Origin of the sequence: Novosphingobium terrae (genome assembly GCF_017163935.1) — a bacterium.
Taxonomy (GTDB): Bacteria; Pseudomonadota; Alphaproteobacteria; order Sphingomonadales; family Sphingomonadaceae; genus Novosphingobium; species Novosphingobium terrae.
This window is the reverse complement of sequence record NZ_JABVZR010000001.1, coordinates 3,009,697-3,031,929: the sequence shown is the minus strand read 5'-3', so window position 1 is coordinate 3,031,929 and position 22,233 is coordinate 3,009,697. Positions and strand designations below refer to the sequence as shown.

General features: G+C 64.1%; 19 protein-coding genes and 1 tRNA gene. 9 read left to right on the top strand and 11 right to left on the bottom strand.

The window, feature by feature from the left end:
- Positions 1 to 50: 50 nt before the first annotated feature.
- Positions 51 to 731: an arylesterase gene (locus tag HGK27_RS13520; RefSeq protein ID WP_241127141.1), complete on the top strand. Its 681-nt coding sequence runs from the start codon at positions 51 to 53 to the stop codon at positions 729 to 731.
- 127 nt (positions 732 to 858) lie between these two features.
- Here HGK27_RS13520 and HGK27_RS13515 read toward each other — a convergent pair whose 3' ends face one another.
- On the bottom strand, positions 859 to 2,820 hold the full coding sequence (locus HGK27_RS13515; RefSeq protein WP_206241211.1) for a glycosyltransferase: 1,962 nt from the start codon (positions 2,818 to 2,820) through the stop codon (positions 859 to 861).
- Between the two features lie 438 nt (positions 2,821 to 3,258).
- On the opposite strand from HGK27_RS13515, the gene HGK27_RS13510 reads away from it, so the two are divergent.
- Positions 3,259 to 4,293 (top strand): mannose-1-phosphate guanylyltransferase, encoded by a 1,035-nt coding sequence (locus tag HGK27_RS13510; protein WP_206241209.1) that lies wholly within the window; start codon positions 3,259 to 3,261, stop codon positions 4,291 to 4,293.
- Between the two features lie 34 nt (positions 4,294 to 4,327).
- Positions 4,328 to 5,155, top strand: coding sequence for a class I mannose-6-phosphate isomerase (locus HGK27_RS13505; RefSeq protein ID WP_407674618.1), 828 nt, complete (start codon positions 4,328 to 4,330; stop codon positions 5,153 to 5,155).
- Between the two features lie 107 nt (positions 5,156 to 5,262).
- Here HGK27_RS13505 and HGK27_RS13500 read toward each other — a convergent pair whose 3' ends face one another.
- From HGK27_RS13500 to recF, 3 genes are all read right to left on the bottom strand, one after another.
- Complete coding sequence (locus HGK27_RS13500) at positions 5,263 to 5,688, bottom strand: hypothetical protein (protein ID WP_206241207.1); 426 nt, start codon at positions 5,686 to 5,688, stop codon at positions 5,263 to 5,265.
- Between the two features lie 47 nt (positions 5,689 to 5,735).
- The gene (locus HGK27_RS13495; protein WP_206241205.1) at positions 5,736 to 6,206 is read right to left on the bottom strand and encodes a hypothetical protein; all 471 of its coding nucleotides are present in this window, start codon (positions 6,204 to 6,206) and stop codon (positions 5,736 to 5,738) included.
- 195 nt (positions 6,207 to 6,401) lie between these two features.
- Positions 6,402 to 7,490 carry a DNA replication/repair protein RecF gene (recF, locus tag HGK27_RS13490; RefSeq protein ID WP_206241203.1) on the bottom strand — a complete coding sequence of 363 codons (1,089 nt, stop codon included), beginning with the start codon at positions 7,488 to 7,490 and terminating at the stop codon, positions 6,402 to 6,404.
- 197 nt (positions 7,491 to 7,687) lie between these two features.
- Between recF and HGK27_RS13485 the strand changes: the two genes are divergently transcribed.
- Entirely contained in the window at positions 7,688 to 7,879 is a 192-nt protein-coding gene (locus HGK27_RS13485; RefSeq protein ID WP_206241201.1) for a PspC domain-containing protein, read from the top strand.
- Positions 7,880 to 8,100: 221 nt separating this feature from the next.
- Here the strand turns inward: HGK27_RS13485 and HGK27_RS13480 are convergent, their stop codons facing one another.
- Entirely contained in the window at positions 8,101 to 8,844 is a 744-nt protein-coding gene (locus tag HGK27_RS13480) for a queuosine precursor transporter (RefSeq protein ID WP_206241199.1), read from the bottom strand.
- A 126-nt stretch (positions 8,845 to 8,970) separates the two neighbouring features.
- Between HGK27_RS13480 and HGK27_RS13475 the strand changes: the two genes are divergently transcribed.
- Positions 8,971 to 9,047, top strand: a tRNA-Arg gene (locus HGK27_RS13475).
- A gap of 50 nt (positions 9,048 to 9,097) precedes the next feature.
- Here the strand turns inward: HGK27_RS13475 and HGK27_RS13470 are convergent.
- Positions 9,098 to 9,616 (bottom strand): DUF3237 domain-containing protein, encoded by a 519-nt coding sequence (locus tag HGK27_RS13470; protein ID WP_206241198.1) that lies wholly within the window; start codon positions 9,614 to 9,616, stop codon positions 9,098 to 9,100.
- Positions 9,617 to 9,758: 142 nt separating this feature from the next.
- The gene (locus tag HGK27_RS13465) at positions 9,759 to 10,100 is read right to left on the bottom strand and encodes a hypothetical protein (protein ID WP_206241197.1); all 342 of its coding nucleotides are present in this window, start codon (positions 10,098 to 10,100) and stop codon (positions 9,759 to 9,761) included.
- Between the two features lie 685 nt (positions 10,101 to 10,785).
- Here HGK27_RS13465 and HGK27_RS13460 point away from each other — a divergent pair.
- The gene (locus HGK27_RS13460; protein ID WP_206241196.1) at positions 10,786 to 11,811 is read left to right on the top strand and encodes a ThuA domain-containing protein; all 1,026 of its coding nucleotides are present in this window, start codon (positions 10,786 to 10,788) and stop codon (positions 11,809 to 11,811) included.
- Here HGK27_RS13460 and HGK27_RS13455 read toward each other — a convergent pair.
- The 3 genes from HGK27_RS13455 to HGK27_RS13445 all read right to left on the bottom strand — a co-directional run bounded on the left by HGK27_RS13455 (position 11,715) and on the right by HGK27_RS13445 (position 14,571).
- A complete protein-coding gene (locus HGK27_RS13455; protein ID WP_206241195.1) occupies positions 11,715 to 12,632 on the bottom strand; it encodes a 3-keto-disaccharide hydrolase in 918 nt (305 codons plus the stop codon). The genes HGK27_RS13460 and HGK27_RS13455 overlap by 97 nt on opposite strands.
- Before the next feature lie 28 nt (positions 12,633 to 12,660).
- Complete coding sequence (locus tag HGK27_RS13450) at positions 12,661 to 13,653, bottom strand: VOC family protein (RefSeq protein ID WP_206241194.1); 993 nt, start codon at positions 13,651 to 13,653, stop codon at positions 12,661 to 12,663.
- 120 nt (positions 13,654 to 13,773) lie between these two features.
- On the bottom strand, positions 13,774 to 14,571 hold the full coding sequence (locus tag HGK27_RS13445; protein WP_241127139.1) for an IclR family transcriptional regulator: 798 nt from the start codon (positions 14,569 to 14,571) through the stop codon (positions 13,774 to 13,776).
- Between the two features lie 285 nt (positions 14,572 to 14,856).
- Here HGK27_RS13445 and HGK27_RS13440 point away from each other — a divergent pair, with 285 nt between their 5' ends.
- Positions 14,857 to 17,814: a TonB-dependent receptor gene (locus tag HGK27_RS13440; RefSeq protein ID WP_206241193.1), complete on the top strand. Its 2,958-nt coding sequence runs from the start codon at positions 14,857 to 14,859 to the stop codon at positions 17,812 to 17,814.
- A gap of 59 nt (positions 17,815 to 17,873) precedes the next feature.
- Here HGK27_RS13440 and HGK27_RS13435 read toward each other — a convergent pair whose 3' ends face one another.
- Positions 17,874 to 19,109: a rhamnogalacturonan acetylesterase gene (locus HGK27_RS13435; protein WP_206241191.1), complete on the bottom strand. Its 1,236-nt coding sequence runs from the start codon at positions 19,107 to 19,109 to the stop codon at positions 17,874 to 17,876.
- An 87-nt stretch (positions 19,110 to 19,196) separates the two neighbouring features.
- Between HGK27_RS13435 and HGK27_RS13430 the strand changes: the two genes are divergently transcribed.
- Together HGK27_RS13430 and HGK27_RS13425 are read left to right on the top strand one after the other, a co-directional pair.
- Entirely contained in the window at positions 19,197 to 20,774 is a 1,578-nt protein-coding gene (locus tag HGK27_RS13430; RefSeq protein ID WP_241127138.1) for an alpha-N-arabinofuranosidase, read from the top strand.
- On the top strand, positions 20,774 to 22,225 hold the full coding sequence (locus tag HGK27_RS13425; protein ID WP_206241189.1) for a rhamnogalacturonidase: 1,452 nt from the start codon (positions 20,774 to 20,776) through the stop codon (positions 22,223 to 22,225). Before HGK27_RS13430 ends, HGK27_RS13425 begins: the two co-directional genes overlap by 1 nt.
- Positions 22,226 to 22,233: the final 8 nt, after the last annotated feature.

The window sequence follows — 22,233 nt, the reverse complement described above, 5'->3', positions numbered from 1 at the left end:
GACAAGGTGCTGCGGCGCACAAAAGGTTACAGCGAGGAAAGGGCAGGATTTTGCGTCAGGCTGGGATGATGGCGGCGGTGCTGGCTTGCGCGCTCGCGCTGGGCGGTTGCGGGCAGAAGCCGGAGGACGCCGCGACCGGCAGCGCGGCCTCGGCGCAGAGTGCGCCGCAAGCGCAGGGAGCGAAGATCGTGGCGCTGGGCGACAGCCTGCTGGCCGGTTATGGCATCACGCCCCAGCAGGCCTATCCTGCCCGGCTGGAGGCGGCCCTGCGCGCGCAGGGTGTGGCAGCGAGCGTCACCAATGCCGGCGTTTCGGGCGACACCACTGCCGATGGCCTCGCCCGGCTGGACTTTACGCTGGGCGGGCAAAAGCCTGATCTGGTGCTGATTTCGCTGGGGGGCAACGATATGCTGCGCGGGCTCTCGCCCGAGACGGCGCGGGCCAATCTGGATGCGATCCTCACGAAGCTGGAGGAGAAGCATATCCCTGTCGTGCTGCTGGGCATGCTGGCGGCGCCCAATATGGGCAAGGCCTATGGCAAGAGCTTCGATGCGATCTATCCCGATCTGGCCAAAAAGCACCACACCGCGCTGGTGCCCTTCTTCATGGCGCCGATCATGGGCAAGGAGGGCATGCAGCTGCCCGACCATATCCACCCCACGCCGCAGGGCGTGGAGGCCATGGTGAAGGCCACCATCGGCACGGTGAAGGACGCTCTGCCCAAGGCGTAAGGCGTTTTGCCTCCGGCGGGCAAAGGACCATCGCTTTTTGCAGTCCCGTTATTTGACTGTGTTGCGACGCGGACATTCATGGGAGCGCGAGGGGGTAACCCCCTCGCATATCCTCTTTTCTTCCGGCCTATAAACTCAGCGTGTAACGCTCACTCTTGCGATCCAGATAACGGTGGTGGAGCGGGTCGCGGAATGTATCGGTGCCCCACCGCTCACGCAGCATGGCCAACTCGTCGCCGTGGCGGGCGGGGCGGCGGCTGACGGGCATATCGTGATGCAGCAGCAGGGCTTCGGGCACATAGATGTTGCGCAGGCCCGCCTGCTCCAGCTTCAGGCACAGATCCACGTCATGGAACGCATGGGCGAAGGCGTCCTCGTCCAGGCCGCCTGCCGCCTCGAATTTCTCGCGGTCGATCAGCAGGCAGGCGCTGCTGACGGCGGTGACATGGCGCGTGATATGGGCCTGGGCGAAATAGCCCGGATCGGTATCACGCTGATAGCGGTGGGCGTGGCCCGCGCCTTCGCCCAGCCCGACAACCAGCCCGGCGTGATGGATGGTGCCGTTGCGGTTGAGCAGCCTTGCCCCTGCCGCCCCGGTTTCGGCGCGGATGGCGTGGCGCAGCAGGGCGGTGAGCCAGAGGTCGTCCAGCACTTCGACCTGCGGGCTCATCAGACAGAGGAAGCGCCCCTGCGCGGCGCGTGCCGCCCGGTTCAGCAGGGCGGCGCTGCTGGGCGCGTCGGCCATGCGCAGCACGGTGACGCGCGGGTTTTGCGCGATGCGGCCCAGATAGCGCTCCATATCGGCGCCGGGCATGCCGTGGCTGGCGATCACGACATGGCGCCGGGCATAGCGGGTGGCGCCCAGCAGGCTGAGCACGCAGCGGCGCAGCGGTTCGGCCTTTTGTCCGGCGGGAATCAGGATGCTGACGGGGCCGGGGTCTTCGGGCAGGGGCCAGTCGATGCGATGCGTGCCCCAGGGGCCGGGGGTGATGGTTGCGCCTTCATGCTCCAGCGCGCGGGCAAGGGCGGCGAGGCGCGCGGCATGGCGGCCCACCGGGGCGGGCTGCTCCGGTGCGGTGGAGAGGGGGATCTCGGCCTGCTCCAGCGGCGGCGCGGCGGGGGCGACAGGCAGATCTTCGATCGACCCGGCGGTGGTGCCGTTAAAGACAGCGCCATCAAAGGCAGGCGCCAGATCGGGTTCGGGGTTGTCCTCAGGGGTTTCCGGGCGGTCTTCGGTGTCGCGCTCGTCCTCCTTGCCGATCTGGGCGAGGATATGGGGCACATGCACCACGCTGGCCTCCGCCCGCGCGGTGACGCCTAGCAGCACGGCATAGATCGCCGCCTCGGCCAGAGCGGGGGGCAGCGGCAGGGCAGCGGTCAGATGCTCGGCACGCAGCAGGCAGACGGGGCTGAGGTAATCCTGTGAAAGGAACATCGCCCGGTTCCATTCGGGCTTGAGCCATGGCCGCCGCCGCAGCCCCATCAGCCCGGTATGGTCGTGATCGCCATAGAACACATCGGCCTGGGGGTGGTCCTGAAGCGCCTCGGCAAAGTGATAGAGGGCGGTGGGCGCCAGCCGCGTGCCCACCGCCAGCGGCAGGATATGGCTGCCGCTGGCCGAGTGCATGCCGATGCTCAGCGCGGCGGCGGCATTGCTGGCGCGGCTGGGGGCCAGCACCAGCCGGGGCACGGCGATGGCGAGCGGTGGCTGCACCTCATGCGATTGCACCAGCACCAGCTCCCAATGCGGATAGATCTGGCGGCTGAGTGCGGTGACGCAGCGCTCGAAAGCGCCGGGTGCGGCGCCCTGCTCCTGATAGAGCAGCACGGTGAGGCGGGGCCTGGTTGCCCATTCCTCGATGGCTTTCGGGGCCTGAGCGATGGTTTTTTCGCGCCGCTCGACGGTGTCGATCCAGACCTGATAGGCATGGGGCGATTGCGGAGCGCCAGTCTGTGGCGGTGGGGCAGCGCCGGCGCGCAACAGGCTGCGCGCGCGCAGCGCCTGCCCCTTGGCATGCCAGTAGAGCGCCTGTGTCGCCCGGCGCGGACGCCAGAACAGCGTGCGAAAAAAGGCGCCGTAAAAGCTCATGAGGCTGGCGTTCCGCAAGAAACGGGGTGAGGATCAAGGTTGCATCGCACAAATCTTAACAGGCCACAATTGGCATGAATGGCGCCTGCATGCGGTTTCGCCATGGCGCTGTTTCAGGGCGGGACGTCGAAAGCGTGTGGGTATCCGTCTGATCCGTTCCGGAGGTTGTGGAAGAAGCCCGCCGAATGGCTCTTTCCGCCCCGGCAAGGCAGGCTGCAAGGCTGGGTTGCGGGGACAGCTTGTTGTGCAAATGCGCCCATTTGGAACAAGAAGCGGCTTAATCTCATCCTTCTGGACCTTGCCGGAACAGCGCAGTTTGCTGCATAAGCGAATAGCCCGTGTAAATTGCGTCGGTTGGGGCTAGGAAGGTGCGGATGGGGCGCTTGTGTGCCCGGTCCGGTCTTGCGGAATCCGGCTGTCGCTGAGGAGCTGTTTGAGATGATTACCCCAGTGGTTCTGTGCGGAGGAAGCGGGACGCGGTTGTGGCCGCGCAGTCGGGCGGCCAAGCCCAAGCCTTTCCTGCCGCTGGTGGGGGACCGCACCCTGTTTGAGGCGGCGCTGCACCGCGCCGCCGACCGCGAGATTTTCGCCGCGCCGATCATCGTGACCGGCAAGGCCCATCTGGAGCATGTGGAAAGCCAGCTGGCTCTGGCACCCGATGCCGGCGTGGTGGTGGAACCTGCCGCGCGCAACACAGCCGCCGCGATCGCTCTGGCCGCGTTGCGTGTGCCGGAGGACAGCGTGATGCTGGTCTGCCCCAGCGACCACCATATCGGCAATCCCGAAGCCTTTGTGATCGCCGCGCGCACGGCAGAGGCGCTTGCCACACAGGGCTGGCTGGTGGCCTTCGGCATTGCGGCCACGGCGCCGGAAACCGGCTTTGGCTATGTGAAGCAGGGCGAAGGGATCGTGGGCACGGGCGGCTACAAGGTTGATCGTTTCGTGGAAAAGCCCGATCTGGAACGCGCCATGCAGTTCCTGAGCGAAGGCACCTACAGCTGGAACGGTGGCATCTTCGCCTTCCGCGCCGGTGACTATCTGCGCGAGCTGGAAGCCCATCGGCCCGATATTGCGCAGGCCGTGCGCGCCGCCGTGGCGCAAGGCCATGAGGATGGCCGCCGCTTCCACCCGGATGCGGAGCTTTTCGCGCAGGTGCCCAGCGAATCAATTGATTACGCGGTGATGGAAAAGACCCAGCGCGCCGCCGTCGTCCCCGCCGCCATGGCCTGGAGCGACATCGGCAACTGGCATGCCTTGTGGGAAGCGCGTGATCGTGACGCGGCGGGCAACAGCGTGATCGGCAAGGCGGAACTCGTGGGATGCCGCAACGTTCTGGTTGAGAGTGATGGCGCGCATGTTTCGGTCATCGGGCTGGAGGATGCGATCGTCGTGGTCGATGGGCCCGATGTGATGATCACCTCGGTGGCCGGCGTGCAGAAGGTCGGCAAGCTGTATGGCGCGGCCAATCAGTAAGCAGGCCCCGGACCAGCACATGAAGGAGCGTGCGATGAGCATCGTGGCAATGCAGGGCGAACTGCCCGTCAAGCTGGTGGACAAGCCCTGGGGGCGCACCGATCTGCCCCCGCCTTTCACCGCGCCTGATGGCCGCCAGATCGGTGAGATCTGGTTCGAGCCGCCCCCGGCGCTGCCCGAGCTGCTGGTGAAATACATCTTCACCAGCGACAAGCTTTCCGTGCAGGTCCACCCCAGCGACACGCAGACGCTGGAGCGCGGCCTGGGCAAGCAGGGCAAGGAGGAATGCTGGTTCGTGATCGCCGCCGAGCCCGGTGGCCAGCTCGGCATCGGCTTTCGCGAGCCCATCAGCCATGAGGCTATGCGTGCAGCCGCTCTGGACGGCAGCATCGAGGAAAAGCTGGTCTGGCACGATGTGAAGCCGGGCGATTTCTTCTACATTCCGGCCAACACTGTCCATGCCATCGGCGCGGGGGTGACGGTGGTGGAGGTGCAGCAGAACAGCGACATCACCTATCGCCTCTATGACTATGGCCGCCCGCGCGAGCTGCATCTGGACGATGGCATCGCCGTGTCGCTGGGCGAGGTCTATGACCTGTCACGCTGGCACAAACATGTGGGTGAGCATGGCAATGCCGCGCTGGTCGATGGGCCTTACTTCCGGCTGGACCGGTTGGAGGGCGTGCCCGGCGGCGATCTGGCGGCGCGCTATGGCGATCGCCCTGTGCTGGTGGCGCCGCTGAAGGGCGAGGTGCATATCGCGGGTGAGGTGATCGCTCCGGGTGGTTGTGCTCTCGCCATGGGGCTGGGGCGAGCCAGCTTCGCCGATGACGGGCTGGCGCTGGTGATGCAGCCGGTTTGAGTTCCGTAAAGCTTGAAGAAGGAAGGAGGGGGTTACCCCCTCGCGCTCCCATGACTGTCAGCCTTGCGCTCTGCCTGAATGGCGCGCGCATGATGGCATCGCAGTCTTTACGGGCTTGGCTGTAGGAAGAAGACGTTGCATTCGCTCAGCCTGATGACCCTCGGTGAGGCGGAAACCTGCTTGCCATAAGGCGCCGCATCGACCGTCACATCCACGGATGTGATACGCCCAGCCTGCAAGGCTTCGAACTTGTCAAACAGCTGCTTTTTCGCGGCGATGGCAGGGCCGGTGCCCGGTTGCCTCGGATTGCTCCACGGCATGCGCGCAATGATTGACCCGTGGCACATCGGTGCCTGCACGGGCACGGATGAGGGCCTGAGCAGAATCTCGAATTGCCCGCCATCGACGAAGCCGTTGATGTAATGGCTTCCCGGCTTTTTCGGCACCAGATCCGCTTTTGTGACATGCAACTGCACCAGAAGCTTGCCCGCCGCATAGGCCGGCTGCGCCATCAGGAAAGGCATGGCCGACATCAGAGCCATGCCCCAAAAAGGGGTTTTCCCCCGTGCCAGAGCCTTGCTCATTGGACATACCTCGCCCAATTCGCAACAAATTCCTGCGAGTTTCCGCGACCACCCGCTGTATTGTAATATTGCTTCCAGTAATCGGCCAAAGCCTGAACATTGCCGGCCGGCGGCAGTGGCGCGGGCGCGCGCTTGTATCGCACGCGGGCCATGGCAGCCGCATAATACTCATTGGTCACCAGCGTCTCGGCGGTCGGGCTTTCGCCCGGCTTCAAGGTCTTTTTGACCAGATCGCCCAAGGCATGCCTATATTTCAGATAGTTGGTCCAGATATCATTGTGGGTCGCCACCTCCATCTGGAAATAGCCCCGGGCCGGACCATTGCCGAGCTGCCGATTCCAGCGAAATCCGCCGCTCTCCTGCACCGCCGTGCCGAGCAGCAAATCCGATGCCGCAACGCTGTAGAGACCGATTGTATGCAGGGCGATATCAATAACATTCGTTCGAAATACGCTGGCCTTATACATAAGGTGCCTTTCCAGTTTCATCCCCCGATGTGTTACGCTCTCCCCAATTCGGCGCCATACTATACAGGGCATGTGAACTAATCCAGCCTTATCATTGCCCTGTGAAGAAGGCGCCCCATCGCCAGAAAACTTTCCGGGAGCGCGAGGAGAATGTCTCTTGAGGCAAGCGACCGGCAGACCCCACCCCGCACCTTATTATTCCTCCGCTTGAAGGCCCCCTTCAGCGATCCGCCACACGGAGGCCTCTTTCAGCCCCTCGAACGGCTCCGGCTCGGTGCCCGTCATCCAGACTTGCGCGCCATTGGCGGCCAGGCGCTCGAACAGGGCGCCGCGCCTGACGGGATCGAGATGCGCCGCCACCTCATCCAGCAGCAGCAGGCGCGGCAGGCCGGACACCGCCGCGCCGGACAATTCGCAATGGGCCAAGGTGATGGCGATCAGCATGGCCTTCTGCTCACCCGTGGAGCAGTCGGCGGCGGGCTGGTTCTTGGCGGCCATGGTCACCAGCATGTCGTCACGGTGAGGGCCGGTCAGCGTGCGCCCGGCGGCGCGGTCGCGCGGGCGGGAGGCGGCCAGCGCTGCGGCCAGATCGTCACGCTGCAGGGGGCCGCCCGGGGCGTGCGTCAGGATGGGGCGGGCGAAGGGCGCATCGGGCAGGCGGGCGAGGATGTCGTTGAGGCGCTCGATCAGCCGGGCACGGGCCTGCGCGACGGCGGCGCCCGCCTCGGCCAGCTGCGCCTCAATGGCATCGAGCCACTGGCGGTCGGGCGTCGCAGGCAGGGCGAGCAGGCGGTTGCGCTCGGTCAGCGCGCGCTCAAGGTGCGAGGAGGCGCGGGCATGCGCCGGTTCCACCGCCAGCACCATGCGATCAAGGAAACGGCGGCGGGCCGAGGGGCTGTCGGTGAAGAGGCGGTCCATCGCCGGGGTCAGCCAGAAGATCGAGAGGTGCTCGCCCAGCGCGACGGCGGGCGTATCCGCGCCATTGACGCGCAGGATGCGGCGGCCCGGCTTGTCGGGGCTGGTGCCGGTGCCGATGCGCAGGGGCTCGCCGCCCGGTAGCACCAGATCGGCCGCCACCGCGAAGGAGCCATCCCCGCCTTGCCCTGCCATCTCGGGCAGAGCGGCCCGGCGCAGGCCCCGGCCCGGCGCGAAGAGGCTGATCGCTTCGAGAATGTTGGTCTTGCCCGCGCCATTCTCGCCCAGCAGCAGGTTGAACGCCCGCGCGCCGCTGAGCGCGGTGTTGCGGTGGTTGCGGAACCAGGCGAGGCGGATGCGGTCAAGCATGGGCGGGCTGTAACGGGGTTGGCGAGCGGGCGCCATGGTGGAATTTTCGCCAAACCTTGGGGGAATTTGCACCGGAGCTGAGGGCGAGGGCGCCAATTTGCGCGGTTTTCAGCATTTGGCATGGGTGTTGCGATGCTGGCTGTATCGCCGGGCGGACATGCTTCGCCGGGCTCCAGACAATCTCAAGGGGTATCATCATGGCTCTTCCGCAGCGCAAGTCTTTCGCTCTCAGCCGTTCCAACCGCAAGCTGCTCGGCGTTTGCTCGGGCCTCTCCGAGTATTTCGATCTCGATGTGACGCTGGTGCGGATCGTCTTCGTCCTGGCCACCCTGCTGGGCGTCGGCGCGCCGGTGCTGATCTATCTGGTGGCGGCTTTGATCGCGGATTGAAGGTTTTCAGGGAAAGGGGAAATGCGAGGGGGTTACCCCCTCGCGCTCCCATGACTTGTCGGCGTGGCGCCAAGGGTTCGGCCTTGGCGCAATGTCGCAGCGCCGCAGGCAGTCACTCCCTGCGGGGCGGAGAGGTTGGGCGCCAGGCTTCGGCTTTTCCCATCCTATCGTCGGGAGACGTCATGGGGGTGCAGGGGGTGTAACACCCCCTGCTTATTCCCTTAAACCTTCGCGCTGAACGGCGTGAAATTGGTGTGCGTATCGAACACCTCCACGCCCTCCGCGCGCTTCAGGAAGCCGACGACCATATAGGTGACGGGCGTCAGGATGACCTCCCAGCTCACTTTCAGCGCCCAGTTGGTTACCAGCACCTTCACCACCAGCGCGGGCGTCCAGCCCGAGGCGCCCAGAAACGCCAGCGGGTAGAACACAATGCTGTCCACCGCCTGGCCCACCACTGTCGAGCCGATGGTGCGTGTCCACAGCTTCTCGCCCTTGGTCCACACCTTCATGCGGGCGAGGACGAAGCTGTTGGCAAATTCCCCGAACCAGAAGGCGCAGACGCTGGCGATGACGATGCGCGGCACCTGGCCGAAAACCGCGTCATAGGCGCTTTGGCCGGTCCAGTCGGGGGCGGGGGGCAGGGTGACGACCACCCACGACATAAATGCCATGAACAGCAGCGCCACAAAGCCCACCCACACGCAGCGGCGGGCGCGGGCGTAGCCGTAGACCTCGGTGAGGATATCGCCGATCAGATAGCCCAGCGGGAAGAACAGGATGCCCGCGCCAAAGGGCCAATCGCCGATGACGGGCAGATCGACTTTGGCCACCTTGCCCGCGCCCAGCACGTTGGAGAGCAGCAGGATCGCCACGAAAGCAGCCATGACGAAGTCGAAATAGCGCATGGGTTTCTGGGCCAGATCGCTTGCCTCGACGGTGCGGAGGTGGGTCTGGTCGGTCATGCGGGGCTCCGGTGGGGGGTAAGGAATGTGATGACGGGTGAAAAAGCACAGTAACCACCTTTGCGCGGGGGGCAAGACATGGCTATGGGAGGGCTTGCCGGGCGCTTCGCTTGGCAGCCATGGTGTGCGCCCGTAGCTCAGTTGGATAGAGCACGAGCCTTCTAAGCTTGGGGCCACTGGTTCGAATCCAGTCGGGCGCACCATGTTTTCCAATGCTTATCCGCGATTCGCGCAAGACGTTCCCGGCAGGTTCTCACGACACGCGGAAGAAGCGGATCTTGACGGCCTGCCGCGCCGGTTTCAGGCTGGTCAGCGTGCCCACGAAAACAGCGTGGTTCAGCCAGTCATGCGGGCCCTTGGGAGCGGTGAGTTCCGGGGCGGAGACGGCATAGCGCGCGCCATCGGGCAGCGTTTCGACCATCACCTTGTTCAGCACGGTGATGACCGCGCCATCATCGGTCTCCAGCTCGTAGAGCGCGCTCAACTGGTGCATGCCGTCGCTGCGGATCAGCTGGCGGTCGGCGCCGCCGGGGCGTACCTTGCCGCGCAAGCGGGGGCCGGAAAAGCTGCCACCCAGAATGGGCACGATGCGGCGGTGGCCCAGCGGGCCTTCGCCCATATCCTCGGTCTCGCCGATGTCGACGATGATCTCCATCGCGAGGTCCAGATGGGGTGTGCCATCATCGGTAGAGGCAGGGGCTGCCAGAGCTCTGTCGCTCATGGTCAGGGACAGCAGCGCTCCGCTGGCCAGAAAATCGCGGCGGTTGGTCATGGCGGAACGGCTCTCCCTTTTGTTATGGGGTAGAGCTATTTCAGTCCCGCTCGTCTGCAAAGGGATTTTTGCTGTCGGTTCCGTGTGACTCAGCGGGCAGGGAGAGGCTGCGGCCAGAGCAGCGGCCTCTCCTGAGCTGCGATCAGCGCTGCTTCTTGGCCAGAGGCGCCGTGAAATCCGGGTCCTTGTTGGCCACCCAGTCCACGAATTTGCGCACAGCCGGATTGGCCAGCAGGCCTTCCACATCCATGCCGTGGCGCTGCAGTTCGGAATTGGTGAAATTGGCGATCAGCGTCTGCTGGCAGATCGGGTGCATCGGCACCACGTCGCGCCCGCCCCGGCTCTTCGGGATGGGGTGATGCCAGACGATCGTCTGGCCTGTGGGCCGCCCGCAGAGCCAGCAGGGCACCGGCGGCGGCGCCTGTTCCTCATCCTCGCGGTCGAGGTCGCCATAGGGATCACGTTTGGAATGTTTGCGGGCCATAGGTCTGCCTGAAATGCCGGAATTGCGCTGGCGTCCCTATAGACGGTGTGGGGATGATTGCCACACCGCTAAAAGCTGCCGAACGCAGGCCGGTTATCAGGCAGAGCTTCGCGCGCCAAAGCCGATCGGCCTTGCCGCGCTGGGCCTTATGCTCCGCCTAGAGGATATGCAGCCACCAGAAACACAGCAGCAGCAGCGTAAAGGCGGGCACAGCCATACAGATGGCTGCCCGGTCAGAGCAGGTTTGTGGAGTCGGCATTTTGCGCGTTACAGGTCGCGACGCAGGCACATTATGGTGCATTCTTGTCATAGGTCCCCCCCGGGTCCCATGCTGCCGCCCATTCGACAGCGACTCGGAGCGTATCATGACGCCCGGCTTTGTCCAACGGGTTTGAGAAGGGCAAAAAAAGGGGCCGATCCGAAGACCGGCCCTTTAGAAAGTTTGGGAGAGGATGCCTGAAAGGCAGGGCTTTTATTGCACCGCAGCAGATTTGCCGCAAGTGCGAAAAACCGATCAGGACTTGCGGAAAATGCGATCAATGCTGATCGATTGCATTCCTGCCTTTAACAACAGGCACTTAGTGCCCGTGACCCGCAGCTGGAAAGGCTGGATTTTCTCGCCGAAGAGGCGCATCGCACATCTGGACCATCCGGTTCGTCACCGGAGAACATCAGGGAGAGAGCCATGAGCCGTTCGAGATTCAGCGCCATGCTGGCCATCATGCTGGCGGGTGCGTTAACGAGTCAGGCCATGGCGCAGACCGGCAATCCGGGCGGCCCCATCAACGACAATCTGGGTGAGATGGACTATGGCGTCTGCCGCGGCCTCGATCCCAAATGTTATCACGACTGGCCCCGCGCCCCGACCACCAAATACCGCATCCTGATCTATTCGCGCACCGGTGCTTCGCGCCATGCCAATCTGGGCCATGTTCTGCCCGCCGGGCTCAACCCGCCGCTGGGGCCTGACAATGTGGCGCAGGCGGGCATGATCCGCATGGCGCATGAGCAGGGCTGGGATGTCGACTGGACCGAGGATGTGACGCAGATGGCCAGCCTCAATGGCTACAATGCGGTGATCTTCCTCTCGACCTCGCGCGAGATCCTCGATGACACCGCCAAGACGGCGCTGCGGCAATATATGCGCGCGGGCGGCGGGTTCGTGGCGATCCACAACGCCTTCGGCACCAATTACACCTGGCCCTATTATGAGGGCATGCTGGGCGGCGCCAATTTCTACGATCATCTGCCCGCGCGCGAGGGCGATGTGGTGATTGTGGACGACAAGGACGCCTCGACCAAGGGGCTGCCCAAGCGGTTCCATTATCGCGATGAGTGGTACAATCTGGTGCCCTTCCCCACCCATGTGCGCTTTCTGGCGACGACAGACGAAAAGTCATGGGCCACGCCGCCCAAGGTGGGGGGCGACGCCAAAAGCATCGCCGCGACAATGGGCGAGCCCGGGGCGATCCTGCCGGACTATCTGGTCCACCCGCGCTATCCTTCCGTGGTGGGGCATCATCCCGGGCATGGTGATTTCCACCCGGTGGCGTGGTGCCAGTATTACGATGGCGGCAAGGTCTGGGCGACCACACTGGGCCATGACACGCGCACCTACCAGCCCCATGGCATGCCCGGCGCCGACGAATTCCAGGCCATGCTGATCGGCGGCATCAAATCGGTGATGGGGGCGGCGCCCTTTTGCCAATAGGCCTGCGACCCGCCCCGGCGCACAAGCCGGGGCGGGTCTTCAGGGATAGTTTTCAGCCACATGTTGCGGTAGGACACCTTGCGATCCCCGCTGCCCTCAAGCTGGATGGCGAGGCGGCCATGGGCGATGAAGCGGGCGGGATCGTCATCCTGCACGGTCGACATCAGCACGCCGTTCATCAGATAAAACAGCGTGTGGCCGCGCGCGATCACATGCAACTGGTTCCAGCCGCCGGTATGGATGCTGGCCTTCAGCGGGGCAGGATCGCCAATCCGCCCGATCAGCGATGGCGTGCCTGAAGCTTCGGGCGCGGTGCGCAGCGCCATGCCCATGCTGGCGCGGAAAGGCCGGGGCGAGGGGCCGCGATGTGGTCCGGCGCAGCATTCGATCAGTGCGCCGGTCTGGACATTGGCAAAGTCCATATCGGCCTGATAGCCGAAGGACTCCCATTCGGAATTGGGCTTGTCGGTCTTGCCCAGCAGTTGGGCGCGGAATTGCACGCCGCTGTTGGCCTTGTCGCCCTCCAGCCTGATCTCGGTCTTGAACTCGAAATCTTTGAGGTCGCCGCCGTCGTTGCCTTTCCAGAAGAGGTAGATGGAGGGGCTGTTGCCATGGTCCGTGGCGGTGATGGCGCCGCCTTCCACCTTCCATGCGTCCATCTGGCCCTCCCAGCCCTGGAGGGTCTTGCCGTTGAACATCGATTGCCAGCCTTGATGGTCATCGAAAGTGTAGGGCGTGGGTTCGATGTAGCGCGGGGGGCGTTGCGCCAGAGTGGGGGCGGCGCAGGCCAGCAGGCAGGTGGCAAGAGCGATCCGTTTCAAGGCATTCCTCCCTCTATCGGGTGGGCATTCAGGGCCAGGGATAGACGCCCGGTGTGGTCGGCGGGATCGGCGGCGCGGGCGGGCCCGGCGGCATCACCGAAAAGGGCGTGACACCGGCGGGGACCGGGTCCTTGCTCATCAGTTCGGTGCGGGTGCCGTCGGGATCGAAGAGATGCAGCAGCCAGTGATGGTTGTTGCCCGAGGCGACGCGCAGGCGAACATCGTCATAATGGCCCCGCCGTTTCAACGCTTCGCGCGCGGCATGCATATCGGTGATCTCCAGCGAAAAGTGGTTCACCGCGCCGGAGACCTCGCGCAGATATTGGGCGCGGGTGGCTGGATTGCCGGGATCGAGGGGAGGGTTCTTGGTCTCCAGATTTTTGTCGGATGCGGGCGTTTCGATATAGTCGCCGCGCGGCCCGGGCAGCACCTTGCCCCAGCCAAGCCTTGCGAAGAAGGCCTTGGTGGCATCATCCGTCACCATGGTTCCGGCATGCAGCAGATGGGTCGAGATACGCTGATCCGTCAGCAGTTTGCCGCGCAGCAAGTCCTGGCGCGAGCCCGGTGCATACTGCAGAAAATCGAGCGGCAAGCCATTGGGCGCCACGATCCGGAACAAAGGATTGCCATCCGGGCCCGGCGTGATCGGGCCGGGATGGAGGCTGCGCCCGGTGTAGATTGCATGCAGCTTTTCAAGATCGGAAGCCTGCACCACCAGCCTTGCCTGCCGGTTGTTGTCACCCGCGCGCAGGCCGGGGATCAGTTCGAGATATTGCTCGTCATTGATCTTGAAGTAAGCCGAACGGACATGCCCGGCCTTGTCCTTCAAATCGAAGGCTTCAGGCAGGCCCAGCACATCGTGGTAGTAATGCCGTGATGTCGCCAAATCGCTCACCCGAAAGGACACCTGCGCCAGCCCGAGGATCGGCAGATCGGCCATCGGTGCCTCAGTCTGGGCAGAGGCCGATGTGGTCAGCATCAACCCCGCCGACACCCACAGCAGGCGCAACGATACAGCCATGCGTTTCTCTCCCCTCGGCCCTGTTCAGCCCGAGGGTTTAGCCCGCCCTGTCACCCCCGCCCATGGCTGGGAGCGTACAAGATCCTGTGGTCACCGCGCCCCGAGAAGGAGCGCGGTCACTCAGCGATCCGGACGCCAGCCGATGGCGGCGCTGACTTCTTGCGCGCAGTGGCGCACGCCTTCGGCCAGATCGCCGGCGATATCGTCGGTGAGATAGGTCGCCGCGCTGGCGATGCTGATCGCCACCACGATGGCCCCGCGCGCATTGCGCACCGGCGCCGCGATGGACCGCACGCCATCGCCCAGCTCGCTGTCATGGCGGACCAGACCCTCGGCCTTGTAGCCGCGCATGCGCTCCAGAAAAGCGGCGATCTCTTCATCGCTGGCGGCATCGGCATGGGCCTGTTTCCACAGCTTCTTCCAGCTCGCCTCGGTGTCATCGAGCAACAGCGCCTTGCCCAGACCCGTCTCGGCGATGGGGCGGCGGTCGCCCGGAGCGGTGGCGACACGCAGCCGCTGGCGTCCGGTGATCCGGTCGAGATGGCGCGACCAATTGCCCTCACGGTTGCCGATGAACACACAGAAACCGGTCTGGTTCGACAGCGCTTCCATCTTGGGCCGCGCGATGCGGACATAATCAGTCTGTTCGCTGGCCGAAGCGCCCAGCTGCAGCAGCTTGGGGCCCAGCGCAAATCCCTCGGGCGTGACCGAGAGATAATCGCGCAGGCGCAAGGCGTGGGCCAGGCGATGCGCGGTGGTGCGGTTCATGTTCAGCTTGCGGGCCAGATCGGCGGCGCGGATTGGGCGGTCGATCACCTCGTCGAGAATGTCGAGCGCGCGCATCAGCGTCTGGGCGCCCTTGATCGTGGTTTCGCCGTTGCTCTCACCGGCGTCGTCGGCAGTGTCTTTGTCGCTCATAGGCACGGATATAGGGCGTTTCCATGCGGACGGCAATTGGTCTGAAGAGCAATGCGATGTGCGCTATGTGAAATGCGGTTGCACCAAATATGCAAAAAATAAGTCCTTCATCGTCAATAAGTTCAACTTAACTGATCACAATGTGAAACATTGTTGCGATATATGCTTTGACATTGCCGCCATCTCATACCTATTCATGAAGCAACACAGGCTCGGTGCAGCGACTCGACAGGGGGGTACGCGGCCGGGACGAAGACAAAAATGGAGGATGTTTTGGGGCAATCGATGCATTCGACCGGGGGGCGCCTGCGTCCATCTCCTTCCCGACTGGCCATGGTGATCGCCGGTCTGACGGCAAGCGCGCTGCTGGCCACGCCGGCCTTGGCGCAAGACAAGGATCAGTCGGACCAAAGCGCGGCACCCGCCGCCAGGCCTGCGGAGCCTGACCGTGAGATCGTCGTCACGGGCTTTCGTTCATCGCTGAATGCCGCGCTTCAGGAAAAGCGCACATCGGCGGCCGCCATCGATGCCATCAAGGCCGAGGATGTCGGCAAATTCCCCGATTCCAATCTGGCGGAATCGATGCAGCGCGTGCCCGGCATCGCGCTGGCCCGCGGCGACGGCGGCGAGGGCAAGAACATCGCCGTGCGCGGCCTTGGCGCGGCCTTCACGCGCGTGCGCCTCAACGGCATGGAAGGCACGGCGCAGACCGGCTCCTCCGACATTTACGGCGCGGGCAACACCGGGCGCAGCTTCGATTTCAACGTCTTCCCCACCGAAATCTTCTCCGAACTGGCGGTGCGCAAGACGCCCTCGGCTGACGTGGAGGAAGGCTCGCTGGGCGCCACCGTCGATCTGAAGGCGCCGCATCCGCTCGACTTCCACAAGAGCTTCGTTGCCACCATTTCCGCCAAGGGCGTGTGGAATGAGGTCAGCCGCAAGGTCGATCCGCGCGTCTCGCTGCTGATCTCCAAGCAGAACAACGACGGCACGCTCGGCATTCTGGGCACCTTCAGCTACAGCCATCGCAACATCCGCGAGGTGGGCTATTCGGCGGTGAACATTCTGCCGACCTATGTGAATGGCGGCTTCTGCTCACCTGTTGGCGTTACCCCGCAGAACCCCGCGACCAGCGCGCTGAAAGGCACCGATGCCGCTAATTGCTCCACCGGCAATCCGCGCACCGGCAGCACGGCGGCCTACAATCTGATCCAGTCGCTGACGGGGCCTTCGGGTCAGCCGGGCGGCGGCGTCTTTCTGCCGCGCATCCCGCGCTATCTCAACTCGGTGCAGGATGCCACGCGCATGGGCGGATCGCTGTCCATCCAGTGGAAGCCCGATGACCGCACCGAGATCGTGGTGGATGGCCTGTTCAGCCGCTATCATGTGGTGCGGCATGACAATTACATCGATGCGCTCTCTTTCGCGCGCAATGCCAGCAACAATGGCCAGCCGATGACCTCGGTCACCGATATTCAGCTGAAGTCCAACGGCTCGCTGCTCTATGGCGCTTTCAATGGCGTGGATCTGCGCTCTGAAAGTCTGGTGGACCGTTTCACCACCACTTTCGCTCAGGGCAACATCACGCTGCATCACGATCTGACCGATAAGCTGACCGTCGATGTGATGGGCGGCTGGTCCAAATCGATCTTCGACAATCCCGAGCGCCTGACGGTCAATCTTGACGCCATCGATGCGCCCTTTTCGATCGACTTCCGGGGCGGTGGTTCCATCCCGGTGCTGAAATATGGCATCGATGTCTCGAACCCGGCCAATTTCTCCTACGCACCGGGCAAGGCTGATGGCACGGTGCTGGGCAATTACAACACCCGCAACTGGTATGTCACCACGCGCAACCTCACCTATGACACCAGCTTTACCTGGGCGTGGAGCGATCATTTCAAGCTGAAGTTCGGCGGCCAGTTCCGCGAAAGCGCCTTCAAGAACCGCCAGCTCAACATCGCCCCGGCCAATCAGGCGACCACCGCTCTGCCCGCAGGCGTGACGACCTCAAGCTTCACCTATCAGATCACCGGGCTCAACACGCTGCTCAACCCCGGCGCGCTCTCCAGCTTCACCGCCACCGATATCGAGAAGTGGAAGCAGGCGGTGGGCTACAACAGCTTCACCTTCTGCGGCATCGAATGCGGCAATGGCTCGCCCGAAGTGCGCGAGCAGGAGCTGGGCGCCTTCGTGATGCAGCAGTTCGATCTGCCCGATACCTTCCCGATCCCGGTGCGCGGCGATGTGGGCGTGCGCTTCGTCAACACCATGCAGCATACGGTGGGCTATATCCCCACGGCCACCACCACCGGCCCCTATCCCACCGTGGCGATCCCCGCCATCGTCGACCGGCAATATTCCGACTGGCTGCCCTCGGCCAACATCGTGCTGGAGCTGAAGCCCAGCCTGCTGATGCGCCTCTCCGCCGCCAAGGTGATGAGCCGGCCCGAACTGGCGGTGCTGCCCTCGGGCGGGGCGGTCAATGCGGTGACGCGCACGGCCACCATCGGCAATCCCTATCTCAACCCGATCCGCGCCACCACATTTGACGCCGCGCTGGAGTGGTATTTCCGCCCCGGTTCGCTCTTCTCGGTGGCCTATTTCCACAAGCAGATCAGCACTTACATCCAGTCGGTCAACACGCTGGTGCCCTACAGCCAGCTGGGCCTGCCCAACACGCTGCTGGCCAATTCGAACACATTGCCGAGCGATCTTTTCACCGTGACGCGTTCGGTCAACACGCCGGGCGGGCCGTTGAACGGTGTCGAGGTCAATCTGCAACTGCCCTTCACCTTCCTGCCGGGCTTTGCGAAAGATTTCGGCCTGCTGGCGAACTACACCCATGTGGCGTCCCGCGTGAATTACGTGCTGCAGAGCAGTGCCACCTCCACGCTTTCCACCACCGCCAATCTGGTGAACATGTCGCCCGATACGGCCAGCGGCACCTTGTTCTATGAGAACAAGCTGTTCAGCATTCGCGGTACGGTCAGCTATCGCGGGCCCTATATCCGCCAGATCCCCTCGGGCGCCAATGACAGCGACATTCTGGGCAATCACGGCACCACCTATATCGACGCCTCGGCCAGCTACAATCTGACCAAGCAGGTGAAGCTGACCGTGGATGTGCAGAACATCACCGACACTCACAATGTGCTCTACATCGACAGCGGCCGTCAGGACCCGCTTTTCGATACGCGCACTGGCAGGACCATCACTTTTGGCGTGAACGCCAAATTCTGACCACGCTCCCTGCGTGTCACTGGCCGCCGGGAGGCAACTCCCGGCGGCTCTTTTGTGAGTCAGTTGCCGAGTGGGCGCTGGCTGGAATGAGCGGCACTAACGGCAATCTCGGCCTTCTCGGGCCTGGCCGGATCGAAGGGCGCCGAGGTGATATGCGATGCCAGCGCGGGCAGGGCGATGCGCAATTGATCGGCCACGATGCGCGCGGCCATCCATGCGCCCCAATTGTCGTAATGGGTCTTGTCGCGGCCTTCGTCGTTGAACATGGCGGGGGCGCGTTCCGGCCCCAGCGCTTCATACAGCGCGATGCTGGCGCGGTTGAGATCGACCAGCGGCACGTTTTGCTCCTGCGAGATGTCGCGCATCACCTTGGGATAATCGCCCAGCGAGGGAACGATATGGCCTGCCGCATCGAAATTGCGCCGCTCCGGGCTGGTGACCAGCACGGGGGTGGCGCCACGCCGCCGCGCCTCGGCGATATAGGCGGCAAGGTAAGCGCGATAGGTGGTGTTCGCCTCGGCATAGGTCTGGGGCCAGTTGGCCTTCTGATCGTTGTGGCCGAACTGGATCATCAGCACATCGCCCGGCTTCATCAGCGAAAGCGCCTTGTCCAGCCGCAGATCGGCGAGGAAGGATTTGAGCGTCGCCCCGCTCTCGGCATAATTGGCGACGGCGATCCCATCATCCAGCATGGCGGGCAGGAACTGCGCCCAGCTTCCGGTGGGCTCGGTGGGATGGTCGGCCACCATGGAATCGCCCACCGTGAAGATGGTGGGCACCTGCGTCGGTTCCACCTTGACCCAGCGCACCGTTGCACCGGGCCCCAACACCTCCAGCGTCAGCCTGTCATCCCAATTGCGCTGGGCGGCCTGCGCCGGGGTCAGCCGCACATGATCCCCGCCCGGCGCATTGAGCGGCACCGCGCCCAGCGACGCATTATGCACATGCACCACAAAGCGCCTCACCACATGCTGGCCCTTGGCGCTGGCAATGCGGTCGAGCATCAGGCGGCGGTTCTCGGCCTTGATGGTGGTGGTTCCGGCATGCGCATCGCTGCCGATATCGAGCGTGACCAGCCAGTTGCCCTCCGCCACCGGCAGGGAGAGTGCGCCATCGCTTTCATAACCGCCCGTCGCCGGATTCCATGGCGCGGTGGGGGCAATCGCCTGTTCTCCCGCCTTGGCGGGGCCATCCAGCCGCCAGAGGCGCGGTGCCGTTTCAGCATGCAGCGAGGTGGCGGCGATCGACAGCATGGCCGTCATCATTCCTGTGGTCAGCGTGCGGGTCAAGGTCATGCCATGACTATGCAAGACTTATACTTGATTTTCAATATACGTGACATCATACCGATATATGAAAATAATCCTGGAGAGGGGAACCCCATGATTCGTCCTGCCTCACGCTGGATGGCGCGCTGTGCCATGGCTTTGCTGCTGGGCGGCAGCGCTCTGGCATCCTCGGCACAAGCCCAGACGGATACGGCTGCCACGCTCCACGCCGATGCGCCGGGCGCGACCGTGGACCGCCATATCTTCAGCCAGTTTGCCGAGCATCTGGGCTATGGCATCTATGGCGGCATCTGGGTCGGTCCCAACTCGAAAATCCCCAACATCAAGGGCTATCGCAAGGATGTGGTGGAAGCTCTACGCGCCTTGCATGTGCCGCTGGTGCGCTGGCCGGGCGGCTGCTTTGCCGATGAATATCACTGGCGAGACGGCATCGGCCCGCGCGCCAACCGCCCCACCCGCATCAACACCCATTGGGGCGGCGTGACCGAGCCCAACAGCTTTGGCACCCACGAATTCATGGACTTCGCCGAGCTGATCGGGGCGGACGCCTATGTCTCGGGCAATGTCGGCAGCGATGCGCCCTCCGCCATGGAGGAGTGGGTGCAATACATCACCGCTCCCGAAGGCGCTCTGGCGCAGGAGCGGGCGAAGAATGGCCGCAAGGAGCCATGGAAGCTGCCCTATTTTGGCATTGGCAATGAGCTGTGGGGCTGCGGCGGCAACATGCGGCCCGACGATGCCGCCGGGATCACCCGTCGCTACGCCACCTTTGTGAAAGCGCCCTATGGTGTGAAGATCCAGAAGGTCGCCAGCGGCGCCAACGGCCCCGATACCAACTGGACCGAAGTGATGATGCGCGAGGCCGGCAAGCAGATCGACGGCATCGGCCTGCATTACTACACCACGCCGGGCGAAACGGCAGGCGCTCCGAAGGGCAGGGGATCGGCCACCGATTTCACCGAGACCGATTATGCCCGCACCATGGCCAAGACATGGCGTATGGAGGAACTGCTCACCAAGCACTCCGCCATCATGGACAAGTATGACCCCGCGCGCCGCGTCAATCTGGCGGTGGACGAATGGGGTATCTGGACCGATGTGGAGCCCGGCACCAACACCGGATTCCTCTATCAGCAGAATAGCCTGCGCGATGCCTTGCTGGCGGCGGTGAACATCAACATCTTCGTCCACCATGCCGAGCGCGTGCGGATGACCAACATCGCCCAGATGGTGAATGTGCTGCAGGCGATGATCCTGACCGATGGGCCCAAGATGGTGCTGACCCCCACCTATCATACCTTCGACCTCTACCGCCCATGGCAGGATGGCACGGCCCTGCCGCTCGACCTGCCAAAAACCTGGTACAATCGCGAGGAATGGACCGCGCCTGCCGTGACGGGCTCTGCTGTGCGCGGGAAGGATGGCGCGGTGCATGTGGCGCTGGTCAACATCGATCCGAACCAGCCGCATCATCTGGAGATCGCGCTGACGGGTGTGAATGCCGCGCAGGTTTCGGGGCGCATTCTGACCGCCGGGCGGGTGCAGGATGTGAATGATTTTGCGACCCCCGCGCGCGTAGCGCCTGCCGCCTTTACCGGAGCGGTGATCCGCGACGGCAAGCTCTCGCTGGATGTTCCGGCCAAGGCGCTGGTGGTGCTGGATCTGCGCTGATGAAGCGCTTCGATGTCACCGCTTACGGCGCCGCCAACCATGGGCGCGTTCTGGCGCATCAGGGCATCAACGCAGCGATCCGCGCCGCGCATGAGGCGGGCGGGGGCGTGGTGATGGTGCCTGCGGGGCGCTACCTTTGCTTCTCGATCCGGCTGGCCAGCGGGGTGACGCTGCATCTGGACGCAGGCGCGGTGATTGAGGCTGCCGATCCCGCGCTTCACGGCGGCGCCTATGATCAGCCCGAGGACAATGGGGAGCAACTCTATCAGGACTTCGGCCATAGTCACTGGCACAACAGCCTGATCTGGGGCGAAAACCTCACCCAGATCGCAATCACAGGCCCCGGCCTTATCGAGGGCAAGGGCCTCACCCGCAACGGCCCCGGCTCACGCTGGCGGGCGCAATCGGGGGAACGCCCGCTCTCGATGCAGGGCATGAGCGGCGCGCAAGTCACCGCGTTGGAAACGGGTCATGCCGAGATGATCGGGCTGGGCAACAAGGCGATTGCCCTGCGCGAATGCCGACAGGTGACGCTTTCGGATTTCACCATCGACCGGGGCGGTCATTTCGCCATTCTGGCCACGGGATGCAGCGATATGGTGCTGCGCGACCTCACCATCGATACCCAGCGCGACGGCATCGATCTGGACTGCGTGCAGCGCTGCGTGGTGGAGCATTGCCGCGTCAACAGCCCCAATGATGATGCCATCGTCATCAAGACCAGCCTTGCTCTGGGGCGGATCATGCCCAGCGAGGACATTGCGGTGCGCCATTGCACGGTCTCCGGCTTCGATCTGGGCACGATACTGGATGGGACGCATGGCCGTACGCAGGAACTGGCCCCCGATCAGGACCATGTGACGGGCCGCATCAAGATCGGCACCGAAACCAATGGCGATATCCGCCGGATCACCATCGAGGATTGTCACTTCCAGCGCAGCCGGGGCCTCGCCATCGAAAGCGTCGACGGCGCCGTGGTGGAGGACATCACCGCCCGCCACCTGACCATGGAAGAGGTCACCACCGCGCCCATCTTCCTGCGGCTGGGCGCAAGGCTGCGCGGGCCTGCGGGCACCAGAGTGGGCGCGATGCGGCGCATCCTGCTGGAAGGCATCACGGCCAGCGGCATCAATCACCATTTCCCCGCCGCCATCGCCGGTCTGCCAAGCCATCCGGTTGAAGATGTGACAATGCGCGGCATCACGCTGGCTTATCAGGGCGGCGGCACCGCCGAAGACGCCGGGCGGCAGCCTCCGTTAGTGCCGGATGCCTATCCCGAACCCAGCATGTTCGGCACGCTGCCCGCTTGGGCACTGTGGCTGCGGCATGTGCGGAGCCTGACCATCGAGCGCTTCCACGCCCGCCACACCGCGCCCGATGCCCGCCCGGCTTTCATCCACAGCGATGCCGAGGGCCTGACGATCACCGCTTCCCCTCTTCTGTCCTCATAGGAGGCTCT

What these genes read in the sequence shown, in the direction of transcription:
- HGK27_RS13515 (WP_206241211.1), bottom strand. Translation starts at nt 2,820, where the DNA reads ATGAGCTTTTACGGCGCCTTTTTTCGCACGCTGTTCTGGCGTCCGCGC.
- HGK27_RS13510 (WP_206241209.1), top strand. Translation starts at nt 3,259, where the DNA reads ATGATTACCCCAGTGGTTCTGTGCGGAGGAAGCGGGACGCGGTTGTGG.
- HGK27_RS13505 (WP_407674618.1), top strand. Translation starts at nt 4,328, where the DNA reads ATGAGCATCGTGGCAATGCAGGGCGAACTGCCCGTCAAGCTGGTGGAC.
- HGK27_RS13500 (WP_206241207.1), bottom strand. Translation starts at nt 5,688, where the DNA reads ATGTCGGCCATGCCTTTCCTGATGGCGCAGCCGGCCTATGCGGCGGGC.
- HGK27_RS13495 (WP_206241205.1), bottom strand. Translation starts at nt 6,206, where the DNA reads ATGTATAAGGCCAGCGTATTTCGAACGAATGTTATTGATATCGCCCTG.
- recF (WP_206241203.1), bottom strand. Translation starts at nt 7,490, where the DNA reads ATGCTTGACCGCATCCGCCTCGCCTGGTTCCGCAACCACCGCAACACC.
- HGK27_RS13485 (WP_206241201.1), top strand. Translation starts at nt 7,688, where the DNA reads ATGGCTCTTCCGCAGCGCAAGTCTTTCGCTCTCAGCCGTTCCAACCGC.
- HGK27_RS13480 (WP_206241199.1), bottom strand. Translation starts at nt 8,844, where the DNA reads ATGACCGACCAGACCCACCTCCGCACCGTCGAGGCAAGCGATCTGGCC.
- HGK27_RS13470 (WP_206241198.1), bottom strand. Translation starts at nt 9,616, where the DNA reads ATGACCAACCGCCGCGATTTTCTGGCCAGCGGAGCGCTGCTGTCCCTG.
- HGK27_RS13465 (WP_206241197.1), bottom strand. Translation starts at nt 10,100, where the DNA reads ATGGCCCGCAAACATTCCAAACGTGATCCCTATGGCGACCTCGACCGC.
- HGK27_RS13460 (WP_206241196.1), top strand. Translation starts at nt 10,786, where the DNA reads ATGAGCCGTTCGAGATTCAGCGCCATGCTGGCCATCATGCTGGCGGGT.
- HGK27_RS13450 (WP_206241194.1), bottom strand. Translation starts at nt 13,653, where the DNA reads ATGGCTGTATCGTTGCGCCTGCTGTGGGTGTCGGCGGGGTTGATGCTG.
- HGK27_RS13445 (WP_241127139.1), bottom strand. Translation starts at nt 14,571, where the DNA reads ATGAGCGACAAAGACACTGCCGACGACGCCGGTGAGAGCAACGGCGAA.
- HGK27_RS13440 (WP_206241193.1), top strand. Translation starts at nt 14,857, where the DNA reads ATGCATTCGACCGGGGGGCGCCTGCGTCCATCTCCTTCCCGACTGGCC.
- HGK27_RS13435 (WP_206241191.1), bottom strand. Translation starts at nt 19,109, where the DNA reads ATGACCTTGACCCGCACGCTGACCACAGGAATGATGACGGCCATGCTG.
- HGK27_RS13430 (WP_241127138.1), top strand. Translation starts at nt 19,197, where the DNA reads ATGATTCGTCCTGCCTCACGCTGGATGGCGCGCTGTGCCATGGCTTTG.
- HGK27_RS13425 (WP_206241189.1), top strand. Translation starts at nt 20,774, where the DNA reads ATGAAGCGCTTCGATGTCACCGCTTACGGCGCCGCCAACCATGGGCGC.